At 70.9% G+C, this 20,007-nt stretch carries 17 protein-coding genes; 5 read left to right on the top strand and 12 right to left on the bottom strand.

Annotated elements, in window-relative coordinates; all coding sequences use genetic code 11:
- The first annotated feature begins 62 nt into the window (after positions 1–62).
- Both JL475_RS19895 and JL475_RS19890 read left to right on the top strand, forming a co-directional pair.
- Complete coding sequence (locus tag JL475_RS19895) at positions 63–674, top strand: DinB family protein (protein WP_202279141.1); 612 nt, start codon at positions 63–65, stop codon at positions 672–674.
- Positions 675–1,070: 396 nt separating this feature from the next.
- Complete coding sequence (locus JL475_RS19890; protein WP_202279140.1) at positions 1,071–4,346, top strand: LamG-like jellyroll fold domain-containing protein; 3,276 nt, start codon at positions 1,071–1,073, stop codon at positions 4,344–4,346.
- 44 nt (positions 4,347–4,390) lie between these two features.
- Here the strand turns inward: JL475_RS19890 and JL475_RS19885 are convergent, their stop codons facing one another.
- The 8 genes from JL475_RS19885 to JL475_RS19850 all read right to left on the bottom strand — a co-directional run bounded on the left by JL475_RS19885 (position 4,391) and on the right by JL475_RS19850 (position 13,580).
- Positions 4,391–5,425 carry an ABC transporter permease gene (locus JL475_RS19885; RefSeq protein ID WP_202279139.1) on the bottom strand — a complete coding sequence of 345 codons (1,035 nt, stop codon included), beginning with the start codon at positions 5,423–5,425 and terminating at the stop codon, positions 4,391–4,393.
- A complete protein-coding gene (locus JL475_RS19880) occupies positions 5,422–6,384 on the bottom strand; it encodes an ABC transporter permease (protein WP_202279138.1) in 963 nt (320 codons plus the stop codon). Before JL475_RS19880 ends, JL475_RS19885 begins: the two co-directional genes overlap by 4 nt.
- Positions 6,377–7,948 carry a sugar ABC transporter ATP-binding protein gene (locus JL475_RS19875; protein WP_202279137.1) on the bottom strand — a complete coding sequence of 524 codons (1,572 nt, stop codon included), beginning with the start codon at positions 7,946–7,948 and terminating at the stop codon, positions 6,377–6,379. The genes JL475_RS19880 and JL475_RS19875 overlap by 8 nt, the downstream gene beginning before the upstream one ends.
- A gap of 65 nt (positions 7,949–8,013) precedes the next feature.
- On the bottom strand, positions 8,014–9,111 hold the full coding sequence (locus JL475_RS19870; protein WP_202279136.1) for an ABC transporter substrate-binding protein: 1,098 nt from the start codon (positions 9,109–9,111) through the stop codon (positions 8,014–8,016).
- Positions 9,112–9,432: 321 nt separating this feature from the next.
- Positions 9,433–10,464, bottom strand: coding sequence for a LacI family DNA-binding transcriptional regulator (locus JL475_RS19865; protein WP_202279135.1), 1,032 nt, complete (start codon positions 10,462–10,464; stop codon positions 9,433–9,435).
- A gap of 205 nt (positions 10,465–10,669) precedes the next feature.
- Positions 10,670–11,485, bottom strand: a complete 816-nt coding sequence (locus JL475_RS19860; protein WP_202279134.1) for an ABC transporter ATP-binding protein — start codon at positions 11,483–11,485, stop codon at positions 10,670–10,672.
- Positions 11,482–12,585, bottom strand: a complete 1,104-nt coding sequence (locus JL475_RS19855; RefSeq protein WP_202279133.1) for an iron chelate uptake ABC transporter family permease subunit — start codon at positions 12,583–12,585, stop codon at positions 11,482–11,484. The genes JL475_RS19860 and JL475_RS19855 overlap by 4 nt, the downstream gene beginning before the upstream one ends.
- A complete protein-coding gene (locus JL475_RS19850) occupies positions 12,582–13,580 on the bottom strand; it encodes an iron ABC transporter permease (protein ID WP_307825108.1) in 999 nt (332 codons plus the stop codon). Before JL475_RS19850 ends, JL475_RS19855 begins: the two co-directional genes overlap by 4 nt.
- Positions 13,581–13,663: 83 nt before the next feature.
- On the opposite strand from JL475_RS19850, the gene JL475_RS19845 reads away from it, so the two are divergent.
- On the top strand, positions 13,664–14,623 hold the full coding sequence (locus JL475_RS19845) for an ABC transporter substrate-binding protein (protein ID WP_202279131.1): 960 nt from the start codon (positions 13,664–13,666) through the stop codon (positions 14,621–14,623).
- 60 nt (positions 14,624–14,683) lie between these two features.
- Here JL475_RS19845 and JL475_RS19840 read toward each other — a convergent pair whose 3' ends face one another.
- Positions 14,684–15,499, bottom strand: a complete 816-nt coding sequence (locus JL475_RS19840) for an SAM-dependent methyltransferase (protein ID WP_202279130.1) — start codon at positions 15,497–15,499, stop codon at positions 14,684–14,686.
- 122 nt (positions 15,500–15,621) lie between these two features.
- Between JL475_RS19840 and JL475_RS19835 the strand changes: the two genes are divergently transcribed.
- Entirely contained in the window at positions 15,622–16,509 is an 888-nt protein-coding gene (locus tag JL475_RS19835) for an endonuclease/exonuclease/phosphatase family protein (RefSeq protein WP_202279129.1), read from the top strand.
- A gap of 77 nt (positions 16,510–16,586) precedes the next feature.
- Here the strand turns inward: JL475_RS19835 and JL475_RS19830 are convergent, their stop codons facing one another.
- The 3 genes from JL475_RS19830 to JL475_RS19820 all read right to left on the bottom strand — a co-directional run bounded on the left by JL475_RS19830 (position 16,587) and on the right by JL475_RS19820 (position 19,751).
- Positions 16,587–16,919 (bottom strand): putative quinol monooxygenase, encoded by a 333-nt coding sequence (locus tag JL475_RS19830; RefSeq protein ID WP_202279128.1) that lies wholly within the window; start codon positions 16,917–16,919, stop codon positions 16,587–16,589.
- A gap of 233 nt (positions 16,920–17,152) precedes the next feature.
- Positions 17,153–18,325 (bottom strand): anhydro-N-acetylmuramic acid kinase, encoded by a 1,173-nt coding sequence (locus JL475_RS19825; RefSeq protein ID WP_202279189.1) that lies wholly within the window; start codon positions 18,323–18,325, stop codon positions 17,153–17,155.
- A gap of 37 nt (positions 18,326–18,362) precedes the next feature.
- A complete protein-coding gene (locus JL475_RS19820) occupies positions 18,363–19,751 on the bottom strand; it encodes an MFS transporter (protein WP_202279127.1) in 1,389 nt (462 codons plus the stop codon).
- A gap of 50 nt (positions 19,752–19,801) precedes the next feature.
- On the opposite strand from JL475_RS19820, the gene JL475_RS40125 reads away from it, so the two are divergent.
- Positions 19,802–20,007 (top strand): hypothetical protein (locus JL475_RS40125; RefSeq protein ID WP_237407677.1); only part of this gene is annotated, 206 nt, incomplete at its 3' end.

The following is a 20,007-nucleotide window of genomic DNA, read 5'->3' as shown; positions in this document are numbered from 1 at the left end:
GCCCTTGACGCCGGCCGTCGTGCGGCGCCCGGCTGTCAGTGCCGAGTGGGAGACTGCGGGACATGACGAAACCGGATCCGAAAGCGGACCTGACCCGATATCTGCAGGACGCCAGGGAAGCCCTGGTGTGGAAGCTCGAAGGGCTCTCGGAGTACGACGTCCGCCGCCCGCTGACACCCACCGGCACCAATCTGCTGGGCCTGGTCAAGCACGCCGCCGGAGTGGAACTGGGATACTTCGGCGACGTGTTCGGCCGGCCCTTCTTCCGGCAGGATCCGCCGTCCTGGTGGTACACGCAGGACGCCGAACCCAACGCGGACATGTGGGCCACCGCGGACGAGTCGCGCGAGGAGATCGTCGGGCTCTACCACCGGGCCTGGGAGCACGCGGACCGTACGTTCGCCGCGCTCCCGCTCGACACCGTCGGTCATGTGCCGTGGTGGCGGGAGGGGCGGAGGGAGACCACGCTGCACCACCTCCTGGTGCGGGTGATCGCCGACACCCACCGGCACGCCGGCCATGCGGACATCGTGCGGGAGCTCATCGACGGGGCCGTCGGCTGGGAGAAGGGGGCGAGCAATCTGCCGTCCGGTGACGCGGCCTGGTGGGAGGCCCACCGAGCCCGGCTGGAGCACGCGGCGAAGGAGGCCGACAGCCGTCGGCCGGAGGCGTAGGGAGACCCTCGACAGCCCGGCGTCCGGAGCCCGGCCCTCGGGGAGCAGCACAGCCGCAGTGGGTAGATCCCGTTGTACGCCGGGATCGCCCGCATTCCCCGAGGCCTGCACCGCCGCGGCGCGCCGCGGTTCTCCGCAACCCGTCGCGGCGGCACGGTTCCTGACGGGCCGTCGGCTGTGCGTAAGGTCTGGACAGCCGTCGGCCGACGTGTTGTCATTCCGCTGCACAGCGAATTTCCAACGTTGAAAGGGTTTCTGGTCATCGCAGCGCCGGTGCCGTGCCGTACCGGTGAGTCCGCGTGGGCCGCCGGTGAACACCCCCTGTCGGCCCGGACGTTGACCTGATGCAGTCCCGTTTCGTCCTGTCCCCATGCCCCCTGCGCGAGGAAAGGTTCGATGACAAGACAACACACCCGCCCGAGAGCCCGGTGGTGGGCTCTGCTGACCGCCGCGGCTCTGCTCCTGCCCACGGGCGCGGCAGTTCCCGCCGTTGCGGCCGCGGAGCCCGTGAGCAGCAGCACGTCCGCGCGTACCGCCGGTGCGGCAGCCGATGCCGCCGTCGAGCAGCACGGCCTGAAGGGCGAGTACTTCAGCATGTCGGCGCCGGGAGCGCGGGATTTCGCCGTGCTCGGCGGCACCCTCCTGGAGCCGCAGATCAACTTCTCCGGCCTGACGGGCACGTTCGAGGAACTGACCGGGAAGACGGAGCACACGACCGCCCGCTGGACGGGGCAGATCGAGGCGCCGAGGACCGACGACTACACGTTCCACGCCATCGGGGACAACGGATTCCGCCTCTTCATCGACGACAGGCCGGTCATCGACCACTGGGAACCGGACTGGGACAGGGAACAGACCAGCGAGCCGATCAGGCTCACCGCCGGTGAACGGCTCACCTTCCGGCTGGAGATGTTCCAGGACTTCGGCGGGGCGAACATGTTCCTGCGCTGGTCGAGCCCGACGACACCCAAGCAACTCGTCCCCGAATCGGCGTTCACACCGCCCGCCGGCTTCGAGGTCTTCCCGGTGGACCTCTCGGTCGCCGCGGACGGGAAGCGGCTGCGCGCCCGGTTCGAAGGCCGGATCGGCGACCTCGACGAGGTCGCGGAGCACCTGAGGATCGAGGCCGACACCACCGCCATGCCGGTCACGTCGGTGAAGGCGGTGCCCGGCGACCGCAGCGCCCTCCTCGTCACGCTCGCGAAGCCGGTCCAGAAGAACCAGCAGGTCCGGTTCACCTACGACGGCGAGGGCGGCCTGACGGCCGGCGGCAAGACCGTGCCCCGGATCGTCCGCTACGCGACGAACGCCTCCGACCACCGTCTCACCACGAAGTGGGGCGACGAACTGGACAGGAAGAACCCGCTGCCGGAGCACCCCCGTCCGCAGCAGGTGCGGCCCCAGTGGAAGAACCTCAACGGGACCTGGCAGTTCAGCGGTGCCGAGGCGGGCGAGCAGCCGGTCTTCGGCAAGAACCTGGACGAGAAGATCACCGTGCCGTTCCCCGTCGAGTCCCAGCTGTCCGGGCTCGAGCGGCACGAGGACCACATGTTCTACCGCAAGCTCGTCGAGGTGCCGAAGAGCTGGAAGGTCGGTGAGGGAAAGCGGCTGAAGCTCCACTTCGGCGCCGTGGACTACCAGGCCCGCGTCTGGGTCAACGGCCGGAAGGTCGCCGAACACACCGGCGGCTACACCGCGTTCAGCGCCGACATCACCGACGCGCTCAAGGGCAGGGGCGCACAGGAGGTCGTGGTCGCGGTCACGGACACCGGCGGCGCCGACCAGCCGACGGGCAAGCAGCACACCCGTCCCAGCGGCATCTTCTACACCCAGTCGTCCGGCATCTGGCAGACGGTCTGGATGGAACCCGTCGCCGAGGCGGCCGTTGACAACGTCGTCACCACACCGGACATCGACACCGGCAGCCTGGCGGTGACCGTCGAGTCCGAGAGCGCTTCCTCGAAGGCGCGCGTGGAGGCCGTCGCCCGTGATGCCCGCGGCAAGGTCGTCGGCAGGGTCAGCGGTCCGGCCAACCGCGAGCTCCGGCTCCCCGTGGCGAAGCAGCACCTGTGGAGCCCCGACGACCCCTACCTCTACGACCTCGACGTCAAGCTGGCCGACGGCCGGTCCACCGACAAGGTCAGCAGTTACTTCGGCATGCGCGAGATCGGGATCGAGGAGGTCGGCGGCTACCGGAAGCTGGTGCTCAACGGAGAGCCCGTCTTCTCCCTCGCCACCCTCGACCAAGGCTTCTGGCCCGACGGCCTCCACACCGCCCCCAGCGACGAGGCACTGGCCTTCGACCTCGAGGCGCACAAGAAGCTCGGCTTCAACGCCGTCCGCAAGCACATCAAGGTGGAGCCGGCACGCTGGTTCCACCACGCGGACAGGCTCGGCCTGCTGGTCTGGCAGGACTTCGTCTCCGGGAACATCACCGATGAGACCGGGCAGAAGGCCTTCGTCGACCAGGGTCGCGAGATGATGCGCCAGCACCACAACTCGCCCTCGGTCATCGGCTGGATCGTCTTCAACGAGGGCTGGGGCGAGTGGGACCGCGAGGAGAGCGGTCGCATCGCCGAGTCGGTCAAGGCCGCCGATCCCTCCCGCGTCGTCAATGCCCACAGCGGCGTCAACTGCTGCAACTCCAAGGGCGACTCGGGCAAGGGCGACATCATCGACCACCACGACTACAACAACGAGGACCCGCCGTTCCCCGACCACCGGGCGGCCATGGACGGGGAGCACGGCGGCTTCACCCTGCGCACCCCGGGCCACATGTGGCCGGGCACGCCGACAGTGATCTACAGCGGAGTCGCCGACAAGGAGGCACTGACCCGCAAGTACGTGGAGAACACCGAGCGGTTCTACCTCGACCAGGCCGCCGCCGAACTCTCCGGTTCGGTGTACACACAGATCACCGACCTGGAGAACGAACTGAACGGCCTCTACACCTACGACCGCCGGGAGATCAAGGTCGACCCGGTCAGGGTGCGCGAGGTCAACCGCAAGGTCATCGCGGCCGGCGCCGCCGCGGGTGAGCGGGAGCAGCTGAAGGGCGGCGGCCACTGGAACCTCGACGAGGGCACCGGCACGACCGCGAAGGACGACGGCCCGAACGGCAGGCCCCTGACCCTCATCGACGGCACCACCTGGACCTCTGGTGTCAGCGGCAGCGCGCTGAAGTTCGACGGGCAGGGGCAGCACGCGCGAACCGACGGCCCCGTGCTCGACACGACCGGCAGCTACTCGGTCTCCGCCTGGGTCAGGCTCGACTCGCTGCCCGGCAACTACGCCACCGCGGTGAGCCAGGACGGGCGGCGCCAGGCGAGTCCCTTCTACCTGCAGTACGGGCAGGGCGCCTTCGCCTTCAGCACACCCGACGGGAAGCGCGCACGGCTGGAGACGAAGCCGGACACGGGCCGCTGGTACCACCTCGTCGGTGTGCGTGACGAGGCGCGGGGCGAGATCGACCTCTACGTCGACGGCGTTCTGGCGGCGACCGCCACCGCCGGCCCCGCCTACGTCGGCTCGGGACCGCTCGCCGTGGGCCGTGCCCAGTGGAACGGCGCCGACACGGACTTCTGGGACGGCGCGGTGGACGAGGTCCACGCGTTCGACAGGGCCCTCACCGCCGAGGAGGTGAGGGCCCTGCACAACCGGGAGAAGCCGTGACCGGGCGGCCGGTGGGCACGATCCGTGCCCACCGGCCTTCGGCTTCACAGCAGTTGGCGTCTGCGGCCCAGCCAGGTCTGGGCGACGACCACGACGGCCAGGAAGGCACCGCTGACGACCTGCTGGTAGGAGGAGTCCAGGGAGCCGATCTGGTTGATGACGTTCTGGATCACCTTGAGCAGAAGGACACCTACCAGCGAACCGCTGACATGACCGAGGCCGCCGGTGAGCAGCGTGCCGCCGATCACCACGGCGGAAATGGCCTCCAGCTCCATGCCGTTGCCGAGGATGGTCACACCGGACGCGAGCCAGGCCGCGTTGAGCGCGCCGGCCAGTCCGGCCAGCACCCCGGACGACGTGTAGACGAGGATCTTGGTCCGGGCCACCGGAACACCCATCAGGGCCGCCGCGTCCTCGTTGCCGCCGACCGCGTACACATGCTGTCCGAAGCGGGTGCGGCGCAGGGCGACTGCTCCGGCGACGAACAGCGCCAGGGTGACCCACACGGGGTTGCCGACGCCGAGAGTGGTGCCCTGGCCGAGTTCGGAGAGGAAGGAGCCCTTGCCGATCAGGTAGGTCTCGGCACCCTCGTCGGTGAGGGCCAGCATCAGACCGCGCGCCCCCAGCATGGCCGCCAGGGTGACGATGAACGGCGCCAGCCGGGAACGCGCCACCAGCAGGCCGTTGACGACACCGATCGCGCCGCACACCACGAGGGGCAACAGCAGTGCCACCAGGGTCCCGTGCCGAGAGCCCCAGGCCGCCAGGACACCGCCCAGGGCGAACAGGGAACCGACCGACAGATCGATGCCCCCGGTGATGATGACGAAGGTCATCCCGAGGGCGACGATCGCCAGGAACGCCGAACTCGTCGCCATGTTGCCGACGTTGTCCCCGGTGGCGAAGGAGTCGAAGCTGAACGACGCCACCAGCGAGACGATCACCAGCACGGCCAGCGCCCCGTGCTGCTGGACCAGGGCACTGAGGCGCTCCGAGCGCACGGAGCCCTCGGGGCCCGCGGCCTTCGGCGGTCGCCCGTCCGCGGTGGTCACGGGCACGTCCGTCTTCGTGGCGGTCATCGCTTCCCCCGTCCCCGTGCCGCGTAGACCGCGCACACGATCACTATGGCCTGCGCGATCTGGGTCCACGACGGCGGCAGATCGTGCTTGATGAGGGTGGCGGTGAGCAACTGGATGAGGACCGCCCCCGCCACGGTGCCGGCGATGTTGACGCGGCCGCCGGTCAACGGGGTCCCGCCGACCACGACGGCGGTGATGGCGGACAGCTCCATCAGATTGCCCAGCGAGGTCGGGTCGCTGGCCTGGAGCCGGGCGGTGGCCAGCACGCCCGCCACGGCCGCCAGCAGCGCGCACAGCACGTACACGATGATCAGTACGCGCCGCACCGGCAGGCCCGCCAGCTGCGCCGCGGGGCGGCTGTCCCCGATGGCCAGCAGCCGGCGCCCGAACGTGGTGCGGCGGACCACGAACGCGGCCAGCAGCGCCAGGACGGCGGCGATGAGGATCAGATACGGGACGCCCAGGACGTCGCCGGATCCCAGGGAGGCGAGCGCGGGGTTGCGCAGGTCCTCCAGCTGCGGCAGCAGGACCAGAGCGAGGCCCCGGCCGCCGACCATGAGCGCCAGGGTGGCCACGATCGGCTGCACTCCGACGAAGGCGACCAGCGCGCCGCCCGCCAGCCCGACCGCGGCGGCGAACACCGCCACCACCAGCAGCGCCGGCAGCAGACCGTAGCCGAGGTACAGGGCGGTCACGGAGGCCGCCAGGGCCATCACGGCGCCGACCGACAGATCGATGCCCTCGGTGCCGATGACCAGGGCCATGCCGAGCGCGACGATGATGACGGGGGCCACCTGCACGGCCTGGGTGCGGAAGTTCTCCGCGGACAGGAAGTGCGGGGTGATGCCGATGTTGACGACCAGCAGCAGTGCCACGCCGGCGTAGACGCCGTACGTCTGCAGCCACTGCAGGACGCGGGTCCGGTCCAGCGGTGCGGTGCGCAGAGCGGCTTCAGCCATCGCCGGCCTCCTCCGCGGCCGTGACGTCGGCCGTGTTCTTGGCCGGGGCGTGCCCGGCGATGGTCCGCATCAGTGTGTCCTCGGTGACTTCCTCGCCGGCCAGTTCGCCGACGACCGCACCGTCCTTCAGCACGACCACGCGGTCGGACCCTTCGACGAGTTCCTCCAGATCGGAGGAGATGAGCAGAACGGCCAGGCCGTCCGCGGCCAGTTCGTCCACGAGCCTTTGCACCTCGGCCTTGGCCCCGACATCGATGCCCCGGGTGGGCTCGTCCAGCAGCAGCACCTTGGGATTCATCGCCAGCCAGCGGGCGAGCAGCACCTTCTGCTGGTTGCCGCCGGACAGTTCACCGACCTTCTGGTGCGGCGAGGACGCCTTGATGCGCAGCCGTTCGACGAAGGTGTCCACGACACTGTCGACGCGTGCCTCGGAGACCAGCCCGAAACGGGAGAGCCGGGGCAGCACGGCCAGCGAGATGTTCTCGCGGACCGAGAGACCGGGAACGATGCCCTCGCTCTTGCGGTCCTCGGGCAGCAGACTGACGCCCGCCCGGATGGCGGCGGGGGTGGAGCCGCCGCGCAACGGGACACCGGCCACCAGGACCTGCCCGGAACTCGTCGCCAGCGCACCGGAGATGGCTTTGGCCGTCTCGGTCCGCCCGGACCCGAGGAGCCCGCCGAGTCCCACGACCTCGCCGGGCCGGATCGCCACGGACACGTCGTGCAGCTTGTGCGGGGCCGTCAGTCCCCGTGCCTCCAGCACGGGTCGGGCGCTGACGGCATGGTGGTCGCCGGTGAACCGGGTCAGGCCCTCCGTACGGACCTCGCCCAGCTCCCGGCCCAGCATGGTCGACACCAGGGACAGACGATCGAGGTCGGCGAGGCGGCCGTGATGGACGCGCCGTCCGTCGCGAAGCACGGTGACCGTGTCGCACACGGCGTACAACTCGTCCAGTCGGTGACTGACGTAGACGACCGCGATGCCCTCGTCACGCAGCCGCCGGATCACCGAGAACAGTGTCTCGACCTCCCGCGGCTCGAGCGAGGAGGTCGGTTCGTCCATGATGACGACGCGCGCCTCGGTCGCCACCGCGCGGGCCAGGGCGACCATCTGCTGAGCGCCGACGCCGAGGGCGCGCAGCGGCAGACGGACGTCCACCCGGACGCCGTAGGCGCGCAGGGTCTCCTCGGCCTCCTTGTGCATACGGGCGAAGTCCAGCAGGCCGAAACGGGTGTGCGGCTCGCGGCCCAGGAAGAGATTGCGGGCCACGCTCAGCAGCGGGATGAGGTTGACCTCTTGGTAGATGGTCGAGATCCCGGCCTTCTGCGCCTCCAGCGGTGTGTCGAAGGAGACGTCACGGCCCTGGAAAACGATGTCACCCGCGTCGGGCCGGTGGACACCTGTGAGGAGCTTGATGAGGGTCGACTTGCCGGCGCCGTTCTCGCCGATCAGGGCGTGGACCTCGCCCGGATGCAGGGTCAGGTCCACGTCGTCCAGGGCCCGGACGCCCGGGAAGGTCTTGCTCAGTCCGCGGACGGCGAGGACTTCGGCGGGGGGAGCCACCTGTGCCTCCAGGAAGTGAGTGGTGACGGGACGGTGGGGCCCGGAGGGAGCGGACCCCGCGGGGATCAGTAGGCCTTGCCGAGGTCCTGCTCGGCGTTGTCGGTGTCGTATGCGCTGTCCTGGATGACGATGTCCTGGGGCACTTCCTTGCCCTGGGTGAAGGCGTCCAGCGTCTCGAACGCCAGCGGACCGAACCGCGGGTTGGACTCGATGACGCCGGTGATCCAGCCGTCGACGATGCCCTGTACGGCGTTGCGCGTGCCGTCGACCGTGACGATCTCGACGTCGCCGGCCTTCTTGCCCGCGCCCTTGAGCGCGGCCACCGCGCCCAGGCCCATCTCGTCGTTCTCCGCGTAGATGCCCTTGATGCCCGGCTTGGACTGGATGAGCTGCTCGGTGACCTGCTGCCCCTTCTCACGGGTGAAGTCACCGGTCTGCTCGAAGACGACCTTCAGGCCAGGGGCCTTCTCCGCGACCCGCTCCTTGAATCCCTTGGTGCGTTCGGTGGTGACGTTGTTCCCGGCCGCGCCCAGCAGGATCGCGACCTCGCCCTTGCCGCCCGTGGCCTCGATCATCTGGTCGGCGGCCCGCCTGCCCTGCTCGACGAAGTCCGAGGCGATGAAGGAGACGTAGTCCTTGCAGGCGGTGGCGTTGATCTTGCGGTCGATCGTGACGATCGGGACCTTCTTGGCGGCGGCGGCCTGCAGCACCGGGTCCCAGCCGTCGGAGTTGAGCGGCGCGATGACCAGCAGGTCGGCGCCCTTGGCGAGCAGGTCCTGGACGTCGCTGATCTGCTTGGAGAACTGTGACTGGGCGTTGGCCGTCAGCAGTTTGACGCCCCGCTTCGCAGCCTCGTCCTTGATGGACCGCGTTTCGGCGATGCGGAACGGGTTGGCCTCCTTCTCCGACTGCGAGAAGCCGACGGTGGCGCCCTTGAGGTCGAGCTCCTTGCCGCCGTACGCGTCGATGGTGCAGGTCTTGCTGCCTGGCTTCGGCGTGACGACCTTCTGGCCGGCGTCGGCCGCGGCTGCCGAGGATTTCTTTCCGTCCGACGCGTCGTCCTCCGACTTCGCGCAGGAGGTGGCGGTCAGGGCCACTGCGGCGGCCAAGGCAACGAGCACGGGACGGGCGAGGAGGTGCGGGCGATGAGTGGTGCGCTGCATGGTGACCCCGATCCGGGTGACGCTGAAAGGGAACTGGGGAGCTGGAGAGCGCGGAACCGGTGCTGCTCCCGGTGTGCGATACGGCGTCCGGTTCGCCGCCAACAGGTTTTTACATCGTTGGAAGAACGCTGTAAACCCCCTGTGCGCAAGGTGCGAGCGGAGCACGGTGGGGGAGGGGACGAGTGGGGTGAGCAAGCTCCGCCCTCGGCGGTGACGGCACGCGGACGCGGGGCGGGTCCGGCAAGCGCTTGCCGGACGGGGCCGGTTCAGGGCCCGGGGAGGTGTCCGCGCGGCCGGTGAGCCGGGAGTCGAAACCCTTGGTCAGGTGTTCGCGGCACCGGTGCCGGCGGGCCGGCCCAGGGTGCTCTCCCGTTCGACCAGGCGGTAGTCGGCCCGGATGCGACGCGGCTCAGGAGCCGCGTCGTGCAGCCGGGCCAGCACCGACTCCACCGCGAGCCTGCCGATGGCGGCCTTGTCCGGTGACACGGAGGTGAGGGTCACCGCGCCGAACCGTCCTTCGAGCACGTCGTCGAATCCGACGACGGCGATGTCGTCGGGGATCCGCAGGCCACGCTCGTGCAGGACCCGCATCGCCCCGATGGCCATCGGGTCGTTGTAGGCGAACACCGCGTCGGGCCGCTGCCCGCTGTCCAGGATGTGGGCCATCGCTGCCGCACCGTCCGCGTGGCCCCATCCGTCGGTGGCGGCGACGAGGCCCTCGTCGGCGGGGAGTCCGACGGCGGTGAGCTCCTCACGCCAGCCCCGTACGCGCAGTTGGGCGGGTTCGCTGCGGGCGCGTCGGGCCCCGATGAACGCCACCGTGCGGCGTCCCAGCGAGACCAGGTGCCGGACGGCGGTGCGGGCCGCGGCGACGTTGTCGATGGCGATGTGGTCGTACGGCAGGTCGTACTCCCGCTCACCGAGCAGCACCAGCGGCACCTGCTCCGTGCGCTCGCGGAAGTCCTTGGCCTCCAGCTCGATGGGGCTGAGGATGAGTCCGTCGATGACCCTGGCCCGGAATCCCTGGCTGACGAGGATCTCCTGCTCGCGACGGCCCCCGGTGTGGTCCAGCAGCACGATGTAGTCGTGCTCGGCCGCGGTGTCGATGACGGCGGCGGCGAGTTCGGCGAAGTAGGGGTTGCCGAGTTCGGGCAGGGCGAGCGCGATGATGCCGGTGCGCCCTTTGCGCAGGTGCCGGGCGGTCAGGTTGGGCCGGTAACCGAGAGCGTCGATGGATCTCTGGACGCGCTCGCGCATGGCGGGGGTGACGTGCTGATAGTTGTTCACCACGTTGGAGACGGTCTTGATGGAGACCCCCGCGTGCGCGGCGACGTCCTTGAGGCTGACCCGCACGGCAATCCCTTCGTGGACGGCCCGGCCGGGGACCGGCGCCGAGACGGGTGCCGTCACCGCGAGCCGGGCGCCGAGCCGCCGGATGAGAGTTTTACAACGTTATACATGCGCTTCCGCGACACTGGCAAGGCCAGGAGCAGGACGAGGGAGGCGGACCCGGACCGGACCCCCGCCGCCCCGCCCGGACCGGGCCGTCGCCCCGGGTTCAGGTGCCCGCCGTGGAGGTCGCGATGTGCAGGGGGCAGATCACCGGGGTGCCGTGGACGGGGTCGGTGAGGATGGCGCTCTCGACGCCGTAGAGCTCTCGGACGAGGTCGGGGGAGACGATGGCGGACGGGGCGCCCTGGGCGACGACCGCTCCGTCCTTGAGGGCGATCATGTGGTCGGCGTAGCGGCACGCGGTGGTCAGGTCGTGGAGGACCAGGACCGGGGTGCGGCCCTGTGCGGCCAGTGAGCGGACCAGTTCGAGCACTTCGAGGGCGTGGCCCATGTCGAGGGCCGAGGTGGGTTCGTCGAGAAGGAGGATCTCGGTCTCCTGGGCGACGGCCATGGCGATCCAGGCACGCTGGCGCTGACCGCCGGAGAGCGTCTCGAGCGGACGGTCGGCGAGGCCGTGCAGGTCGGCGGCGGTGAGCGCCTCCTCGACCGCGTGGGCGTCGGCGGCGGACCACTGGCGCAGCAGGCCCTGGTGGGGCTGGCGGCCGTAGCGGACGAGGTCGCGGACGGTGAGGCCGTCGGGGGCGATCGCGGACTGGGGGAGCATGCCGATGGTGCGGGCGATCTCCCGGGTGGGGATCTTGGTGAGCTCCCGGCCGTCGAGGAGGACGGCGCCGCCGCGTGCGCGCAGTGTGCGGGCCAGCCCGCCGAGGAGGGTGGACTTGCCGCACCCGTTGGGGCCGACGATGACAGTGACCCGGCGCTGCGGCAGAGCGAGGTCCAGACCGTCGATGACGAGGTCGGAGCCGTGCCCCAGAGACAGGGACCGGGTGCGCAGGCGGCTGTCGGTGTCGACCGGGTTCACAGGGACCTCCTGGTACGGGTGGTGAGCAGCAGCCAGATCAGGTACGGACCGCCGACGACGGCGGTGACGAGGCCGACGGGGACCTCCAGCGGAGCGAGCACGGTGCGGCCCACCAGGTCGGCGAGGAGGGTGAAGAGCGCGCCGGTGAGGGCGGAGAGCAGGACGGGGACGGCGCGGGGCCCGGCGATGCGGCGGGCGGCCTCGGGGGCGGCGAGCGCGATCATGCCCAGCGGTCCGGCGACGGCGACGGCGAGGCCGCCGAGGACGACCGCGACGGCGATGACGGCCAGACGCAGGGCCTTGACACGGACGCCGAGCCCGGAGGCGACGGAGTCGGACAGGCGCAGCAGGAGCAGTCGGCGGCCGAGGAGCATGGCGAGCGGCAGGGCGAGGATCAGGGCCACGGCGAGCAGGGACACGGCTTCCTGGTCGCGGCCGTTGAGGGTGCCGACGGTCCAGCCGTAGGCGGCGTTGGCCGCGTCGGCGGCCGAGCGGGCCAGGACGAGACTGGTGATCGCGCCGAAGACCGCGCCGACGCCGAGGCCCACGACGAGGAACCGGTAGCCCCCGCGTCCGGCGCCGCCGCTGAGGGCGAGGGTGAGGGCGGCGGCGGTGGCGGCACCGGTGAGGGCGGCGGCGCTGGGCAGCAGGCTGGTGCTGATTCCGGTGACCGAGGCGACGGCGAAGGCCGCGGCGCCGTCGTTGAGGCCGACGGTGTCGGGGGTGGCCAGCCGGTTCTGGGCGAGGGTCTGCATCAGGCAGCCGGCCGCGCCGAGGGCGGCGCCGACGGCCAGGCCAGCCTGCAGGCGCGGCAGCCGCAGGCGTTCGACGACCAGGAGGTCGCGGGGGGTGCCCTCACCCGCCAGAGCGCGCAGCGCGTCCAGCGGGTGGACGAAGATCTCGCCGACGGCGAGGTGCACCCCGCTCGCGGCGATCAGCACGACCAGGACGGCGACGGTGCCCAGCAGCGGCTTGCGCGGGATCAGGACGGCGTAGGGGCCGGCGGCCAGGCGCCAGGCGCCGGGGACACCGTGCGGTGCGCGGCGGGCCTGCGCCGCGGTCCCGGTCGCCGGTCCGGACGGGGCGGGGAGAGTTTTCACAGCGAGGGCAACCTGTGGGATCGGACGACGGCGACCAGGACGGGCGCGCCGAGGAGCGCGGTCATGACGCCGAGGGGCATCTCGTAGGGGCGGGCGACGATCCGGGAGACGACGTCGGCGGTGAGCACGGTGGCCGGGCCGATGAGGACGGAGACGGCCAGCAGCCGGCGCAGGTCCGGGCCGACCAGGGCGCGGGCGGCGAACGGCACGACGAGTCCGACGAAGGCCACGGGGCCCGCCAGGGCGGTGGCCCCGCCGACCAGCAGGGCCACGGCCGTCACCGCGAGGGCCCGGACCCGGCCGGGCCGGTGGCCGAGGCCGGTGGCCACGTCGTCACCGAGACTCAGCGCGGTCAGGGAGGGAGCCACGAGGACGGCGAGGAGAAGTCCGAGACCGACGACGGGGACGACGGCCCACAGATCCGCCAGTTCCCGTCCGGCGACCGACCCGATGGTCCAGAAGCGGATCTCGTCGGCGGCGCGGGCGTCGACGAGCAGCAGCACCGAGGAGCCCGCGGCCATCAGCCCGCTGAAGGCCGCACCGGCGAGCACGAGGCGTACGGGATCGTCCCCGGCCCCGCGCAACCGGGCCGCGGCCAGCGCCAGCAGACACCCCGCGCCCGCCCCCAGGACCGCCACATACGGGCCGAGGGTGGCTGCCGAAGTGCCGAGGACCAGGGCGACGACCACTGCGAAGGAGGCCCCCGCGCTCACACCCAGCAGGCCCGGTTCGGCCAGGGGGTTGCGGGCTGCCGCCTGGAGCAGGGCTCCCGCGACGCCCAGGGCCAAGCCGACGGCGACCGCGACCAGGGTGCGCGGCAGCCGCAGTTCCAGCACGGTGAAACGGGCGTCGCCGTCGGTCCCGCCGAGCAGGACGGAGAGGGCGCGCCCCGGTCCGACATCCCCCGCTCCCAGGAGCAGGCTCGCGATCACGGCCGCCAGCAGCAGTCCGGCGCCGGGCAGCAAGCCACGCAGGACGAGTGAACGCAGCGTCACAACCGCCCCTCCTTCCACATTCAACAAAGGTGAGGTTAACCTAATTTTGCATGCGCCATACATCCGCCTTTCCTGGAGACCCCATGCCCAGAAGCCGCTCCCCGCTGCGCTCCGCCGCTCTCGCTCTGGCGGCAGCCCCGCTGGTCATGACCCTCGCCGCCTGCTCGGGCTCCGACTCCGGCACCCCGGGTGACGGCACGGAGAAGGCAGCGGACGCCGGGACCGGGCGGACCGTGCAGACGGCCTTCGGCGAAGTGAGGATCGACGGCACGCCGAAGAAGGTCGTCACCCTCAATGACGCCTCTTTGGACACCGCCCTCTCCCTCGGCATCACCCCGGTGGGCACCAGCGCCGCCAGGGGCGCCGAAGGCGCTCCCGTCTATCTGGGCGAACAGGCCGAGGACATCCCGCTGGTCGCCACGGTCAGGGAACCCAACACCGAGGCGATCCTCAAGGCCGAGCCGGACATCATCCTCACCGGCGCCGATCTCGAGAAGTCGCAGTACGAGACGCTCTCCGCCATCGCACCGACCATCGTCCCGGCCGCCGGTGACTGGCGCTCCGGCCTCGACACCTACGGCGAGGCGCTCGGCAAGGCCGACGAACTCGACCAGAAGATCGACGCCCTGCTCGACCGCGCGCGGAAGGCGGGCGACGGCGCCGAGGGCACGGGTGTCGTGATGCGGTGGATGCCGGGCGGCCCGATCGTGATGAACGCCGCCAACATGCCCACCGCGATGCTGCGGGAGGCCGGTCTGGCGCCGATGCCCATCGCCGAGGACCTCGGCGCGCAGCCCCACTCGGACCCGCTGTCCCTGGAGAACCTCACCAAGGCGGACGCCGACCACGTCTTCATCGCCACGCTCAACGCCGAAGGCGACAAGGCGTTGGAGGCCGCCCGCTCGGAGAAGGCATTCACCCGGATGAGCGCCGTCCGGGCAGGACGGGACCACGGGGTCGACGGCCAGGTCTGGAGCAGCAGCAACGGCCCGAACGCCATGGCGCAGGTCATCACCGACATCGAAAAGGCACTCACCGAGTGACCTGAGCCGCCTCCGCCCGCCCGGGCCCCGGGCCGGCTCGGACCGGCCCGGGGCCCGGGGTCATCGCTTGCGTGCCACCCCGCCGTACATGGCGACCTCCTCGCCGAGGGCCACGTCGCCGGGTGCGGGGTGCCAGTGGTTGCAGGACACCACACCGGGTCCGAGGAGCTGGAGCCCGTCGAAGAACCCGGCGACCGCTTCGGGGGACCGCTGGGTCAGCTTCGGAGTGCCGTGTTCGTTCCAGAAGGCGACGGCCGCGTCGACATCGGGCATGTCCGGCCGCGTGACGGTGTGCGACAGAACCAGGTGACTGCCCGTCGGCAGGGCCGCCATGAGACGCCGCACGATTCCGAGGGCCTCCGTGTCGTCCTCGATGAAGATGACGACACCCAGCAGGATCAGAGCCACGGGCCGGTCGAAGTCCAGCAGCTGCCCGGCCCGCGCCAGGATGGTGTCGGTGTTGCGCAGGTCCTCGTCGAGGTAGGACGTGCGGCCCTCGGGCGTACTGGTCAGCAGGGCCGCGGCATGGGCCAGAACGATCGGGTCGTTGTCGACGTAGACGACGCGGGACTCGGGGGCGATCCGCTGGGCGACCTCGTGGGTGTTGTCGGCGGTGGGCAGTCCGGTGCCGATGTCGAGGAACTGCCGTATGCCGCACTCGGCCACCAGATACCGCACCGCTCGCTGGAGGAACTGCCGGTCCGCGCGGGCGTACTCGCCGATGCCGGGGTGGAGCCCGCGGATCTGCTCTCCCACCTCCTGATCGACCGTGTAGTTGTCCTTGCCGCCCAGCCAGTAGTTCCAGATCCGTGCCGTGTGCGGTTGATCGGTCCTGATCCTGTTGCCCGGCGCACCGACGGCGGGGGTCTCGGACATGCGTACGCTCCAGTTCCAACGGTCGGCCAAGAAGCAGCAACCTACCCACAGAAGTCGGGCCGAGCGAGAGAGAATGACGCGGTTGTGACAGGTTCCTGACGTCTGCTCAGTTCGGAGAAGGCATGCAGCACAGCTCCCGACGCCCCGTCCGCGGTGCCCGTACGGCCGCCCTGCTGACCGCCGTCGTAGCCGTCGTACTCGCCACGGCGACACCGGCGACAGCCGCGGCGGCGGAACCCTCCGGGGCCCGGGCTCCGGCCGTACCGCTGAGGGTGGCGACCTACAACATCCATGCCGGAGCCGGTCAGGACGGGGTCTTCGACCTCGATCGCACCGCGGAGGCCATACGTGATCTGGACGCCGACGTGATCGGTCTCCAGGAGGTCGACGTGCACTGGGGCGCCCGGAGCGACTTCGTCGACGAGGCCCGCGCGCTCGCCGACACGCTGGACATGCGGGTGTTCTTCGCACCGATCTACGATCTGGACCCGGCCACCGCGGACGGGCAGCGCCGGCAGTACGGTGTCGCCGTGCTGAGCCGCTACCCGGTGATCGAGGCCGAGAACCACGAGATCACCCGGCTCTCCACCCAGACGTCCGATCCGGTGCCCGCCCCGGCGCCCGGCTTCGCCGAGGTGACGGTCGACGTCAAGGGTGCGTTCGTACACGTCTACAGCACGCACCTGGACTACCGGGCCGACCCGTCGATCCGTGCGGCCCAGGTGGCGGACATGCTCGAGGTGCTGGCCGCCGACCGTGGGCCGAAGATCCTGGTCGGCGACTTCAACGCCGAGGCGACGGCTCCGGAGCTGGCGCCGCTGTGGCAGCACTTGAGGGACGCCGCCCCGGACGGCGGTGGGACGTACCCGGCGGTCGACCCCGTCAAGCGCATCGACCTGGTGACGGTTTCCCCCGGCATCACCGTGACCGGCGCCCACGAGGTCGCGACGGACGCGTCGGACCACCGCCCCGTGGTCACGGACCTGAAGCTGCACCGGCGCGGCCGCTGAGCAGGCCAGGACCGGGGACGGCACCTCACAGGTGCCGTCCCCGGTCCTGGCCTCGAAGCAGTGAGGGTGACGGAGTGTCAGTCCTGTCCGGGAACGCTCATCTCACCCAGCAGCGACCAGTCCTCCTGCGGCACCGTCGCGTTCACGATCCGCGGGGTCTCGGCGAGGTGCGGCGGCAGGGTCCGCTGCGCGGCCCTGAAGTGCTCGGACTGCACGTGTGCCGCCCCCGCCGCGTCGTCACGGAAGGCCTCGACCAGGACGTACTCCGTCGGGTCGTCGATGCTGCGGGACCAGTCGAACCACAGGCAGCCCGGCTCGTCGCGGGTCGCCGCGGTGAAGTCGGCGGCAATGTCCGGCCACTGGTCCGCGTACTCGGGGCGGATACGGAATTTGGCGGTGATGAAGATCATCGGTCGGTCTCCCTCATCGGTTCTCTGTGCGCCGTCGCACCACCCGGAGCGTCGTCCGACGGGCGAACACCGGCCCGGGGAGTGCCCGCTCCGCCAGTCGGGACGGTCACCGGCTCGATGGATCCGGCAGTGCACGGTCGTGGCCGTGACACAGGTCGAACACGGCCGACTGCAAAGATCGTAGCCGACACGGGGCGGGCGGGCCTCGGCGGTGAGCTCCCCGCACAGGGACGTCAGACCGGTACCGTGCGCAGGCGCAAGGGGACGGCCGCGGCGGATTCCGGCAGGCGCAGCCCCCGGCTCCCGGGCGTGATCGAGCCGAGGACGCTGGGACGGCGAGCACCGGTGCAGGCCGGGACCGTGCCGGCCAGTCCGTGCGCGGTCAGGTATCCGAGGACGGCGAAGGCGTAGGCCTCCTTGGCCGCCGAGGGCAGTCCGAGGTCGTCGGAGGTCCGCAGCGGGATGCCGTGCAGTGCGGTGCGCAGCATGGACATCAGGGTGGGGTTGCGGGTTCCGCCGCCCGAGGCGATGACCTCGCTCGCCCCGGCCGCGCGGACCGCGTCGGCGACCGTGCGGGCGGTGAGGTGGGTGACGGTGGCGACCACGTCCTCGGTCGGGAGCCGGCCGAGACCGGTCAGGGCGGCTTGCAGGTAGGGCCAGTGGAACAGCTCCTTGCCGGTCGTCTTGGGCGGCGGTTTCGCGTAGTACGGATCGTCGAGGAGGCGCTGCAGCAGAACGGTGTCGATCCTGCCCCGGGAGGCCAGCGTTCCGTTCCGGTCGTATCCCAGCCGGCCGTCGGTGAGGACGTGCACCGCCGCGTCGACGAGGGCGTTGGCGGGGCCGGTGTCGAAGGCGACCGGCTCACCGGCCCCGCCGACCACCGTGAGATTGGCGATCCCCCCGAGGTTCAGGGCGGCGGGCACACCGGGCCGCCCGCGCAGCCACATCACGTCGACGATGCTCACCAGGGGCGCGCCCTGGCCGCCGGCGGCGACGTCGCGAGTACGCAGGTCGGAGACCACCGGGCGGCCGGTGGCCTCGGCGATCCAGGAGGGCGAGCCGATCTGCAGTGTGCCGTGCACCCGGCCCTGCTCGACCCAGTGGTAGACGGTCTGGCCGTGGGAGACGACGAGGTCGGCGCGACCGTCGCACAGTTCCCGGTCGGCCCGAGCGGCCACGGCGGCGAACGCCTGACCGATCCGGGTGTCGAGCCGGCACACGTCCCTCATCGTGGTCGACGCCGGCGGCAGAGCGGCCGTCAGGGCGGCCCGCAACTCCTCCGGATAGGGGTCGCTCACCATGCCCAGGGGCGTCAGCAGCAGACTGTCCCCTTCAAGGGCCAGGTCGGCCGCCGCGGCGTCGACCGCGTCGTGGGACGTCCCCGACATCAGCCCGATGACCCGCATCCTCATCCTCACGCCTCTTTCCCGGCCCGTACGGTGGTCAGTCGCGCAACGCGCGACGGTGGTCGTCGCCGCGCAGGGTGAGCAGGGCGAGCGTGCTGACGGCACAGGTCACGACCACGTAGTGGGCGGGGATGTCGATGTTGCCGGTCCGTTTGATGGCTTCGGTGATGATCAGGCCGGCGCATCCGGAGAAGACGGCGTTGGACAGTGAGTACGCCAGACCGAGGCCGGTGTAGCGGACGCTGGTGGGGAACATCTCCGAGAGCATCGCGGGCCCGGGGCCCGCCATCAGCCCGACGGCGGCACCGGCGACGAACACCGCGAGGCTCTTGACGGCCGTCGAGGTGCCGGAATCCTGCAACAGATGCATCAGGGGGAACGCGAGGACGGCCACGAGCACCGCTCCGGTCACCATCACCGCGCGTCGGCCGATCCGGTCGCTCAGCGCGCCCGCCGGGATGATGGAGGCCGCGAAGCCCAGGTTGGCGAGGACCGTGGCGACCAGGGCCTGCTGGAACGAGGCGTTGAGCGTGCTCTGGAGGTAGGACGGCATGACGACGAGGAAGGTGTAGCCGGCCGCCGACCACCCCATGAGCCGCCCGGCACCGAGCGCGATGGCCTTGGCCACCTCACGTGCGGGAGCAGGTGTCGGCGTCACCACCTGCGGGCGGCCCTCCGTGTCCGGGGACTGCGCCTGCGGCTGTGCCTGCGGCTGTGCCTGTGGCTGAATCGGTGTCTGCGTTCGCGTTCGCTGGAAGGACGGCGTCTCCTCCAGCTTCAGCCGCAGCCACAGGGCGGCGAGCCCCAGAGGCAGTGTCAGCAGGAACGGCAGCCGCCAGCCCCACTCGTTGAGTTCCGGCTCGGTCAGTACGGTGGCCAGCAGCGCGGCCATGCCCGCTCCGGCGAGCAGGCCGAGCGCCACCGTGAAGGACTGCCAGGCCCCGTACAGCCCGCGCCGCCCGGGCGGGGCGAACTCCGTCATGATCGAGACGGCACCGCCGAACTCCCCTCCCGCGGACAGACCCTGGACGATGCGCAGCAGCGTGAGCAGCCAGGGGGCCGCGGCACCCAGCGTGGCGTACGTCGGAAGCAGACCGATCAGGGTGGTGGCACCGGTCATCAGCAGGATGACGAGGATCAGCGTGGGGCGGCGCCCCATCCGGTCGCCCAAGCGGCCGAAGACGGCCGCGCCGACCGGGCGGAAGAAGAAGGCGAGTGCGAAGGACGCATACGTCTTGACCAGCGCCTCGACGTCGCTTCCGCCGTCGGGTGTGAAGAAGTTGGCGGCGATGATGGTGGCGAAATACCCGTAGACACCGAACTCGTACCATTCGATGAAGTTGCCCACCGATCCGGCCACCAGAGCCCTGCGCGATCGGGGTGGTGTGGCGGTTCCCTCGACCGGCTCGTGCACGGGGGTGGTCATACGGCGCCCTCTCGACGTCATGGATGCCAAGCGGACGGAAGCTTTCCTTGATGGGAAGTTGGTTTCAATGGTCCGGCCATGACCTGCCGATAACTTTCACCAACGGTGCCGGCCGCGCCGGCCGGCCCGAGACGAAGCCTCCGCCGCTGCGGACCAGCGCACGGCGGAGGCTGAGGACCCGTCAGTCCTTGATCTCGCAGATCACCGCGCCGGAGGTGACCGACGCGCCGACCTCGGCGCTCAGCCCCTTGACGGT

It is taken from the genome of Streptomyces sp. M2CJ-2 (assembly GCF_016757295.1).
Classification (GTDB): Bacteria; Actinomycetota; Actinomycetes; order Streptomycetales; family Streptomycetaceae; genus Streptomyces.
Note: the sequence above shows the minus strand (reverse complement) of the source record. Positions and strands in the feature narration are given on the sequence as shown.

What these genes read in the sequence shown, in the direction of transcription:
- JL475_RS19895 (WP_202279141.1), top strand. Translation starts at nt 63, where the DNA reads ATGACGAAACCGGATCCGAAAGCGGACCTGACCCGATATCTGCAGGAC.
- JL475_RS19890 (WP_202279140.1), top strand. Translation starts at nt 1,071, where the DNA reads ATGACAAGACAACACACCCGCCCGAGAGCCCGGTGGTGGGCTCTGCTG.
- JL475_RS19845 (WP_202279131.1), top strand. Translation starts at nt 13,664, where the DNA reads ATGCCCAGAAGCCGCTCCCCGCTGCGCTCCGCCGCTCTCGCTCTGGCG.
- JL475_RS19820 (WP_202279127.1), bottom strand. Translation starts at nt 19,751, where the DNA reads ATGACCACCCCCGTGCACGAGCCGGTCGAGGGAACCGCCACACCACCC.
- JL475_RS19830 (WP_202279128.1), bottom strand. Translation starts at nt 16,919, where the DNA reads ATGATCTTCATCACCGCCAAATTCCGTATCCGCCCCGAGTACGCGGAC.
- JL475_RS19825 (WP_202279189.1), bottom strand. Translation starts at nt 18,325, where the DNA reads ATGCGGGTCATCGGGCTGATGTCGGGGACGTCCCACGACGCGGTCGAC.
- JL475_RS19870 (WP_202279136.1), bottom strand. Translation starts at nt 9,111, where the DNA reads ATGCAGCGCACCACTCATCGCCCGCACCTCCTCGCCCGTCCCGTGCTC.
- JL475_RS19880 (WP_202279138.1), bottom strand. Translation starts at nt 6,384, where the DNA reads ATGGCTGAAGCCGCTCTGCGCACCGCACCGCTGGACCGGACCCGCGTC.
- JL475_RS19885 (WP_202279139.1), bottom strand. Translation starts at nt 5,425, where the DNA reads ATGACCGCCACGAAGACGGACGTGCCCGTGACCACCGCGGACGGGCGA.
- JL475_RS19840 (WP_202279130.1), bottom strand. Translation starts at nt 15,499, where the DNA reads ATGTCCGAGACCCCCGCCGTCGGTGCGCCGGGCAACAGGATCAGGACC.
- JL475_RS19835 (WP_202279129.1), top strand. Translation starts at nt 15,622, where the DNA reads ATGCAGCACAGCTCCCGACGCCCCGTCCGCGGTGCCCGTACGGCCGCC.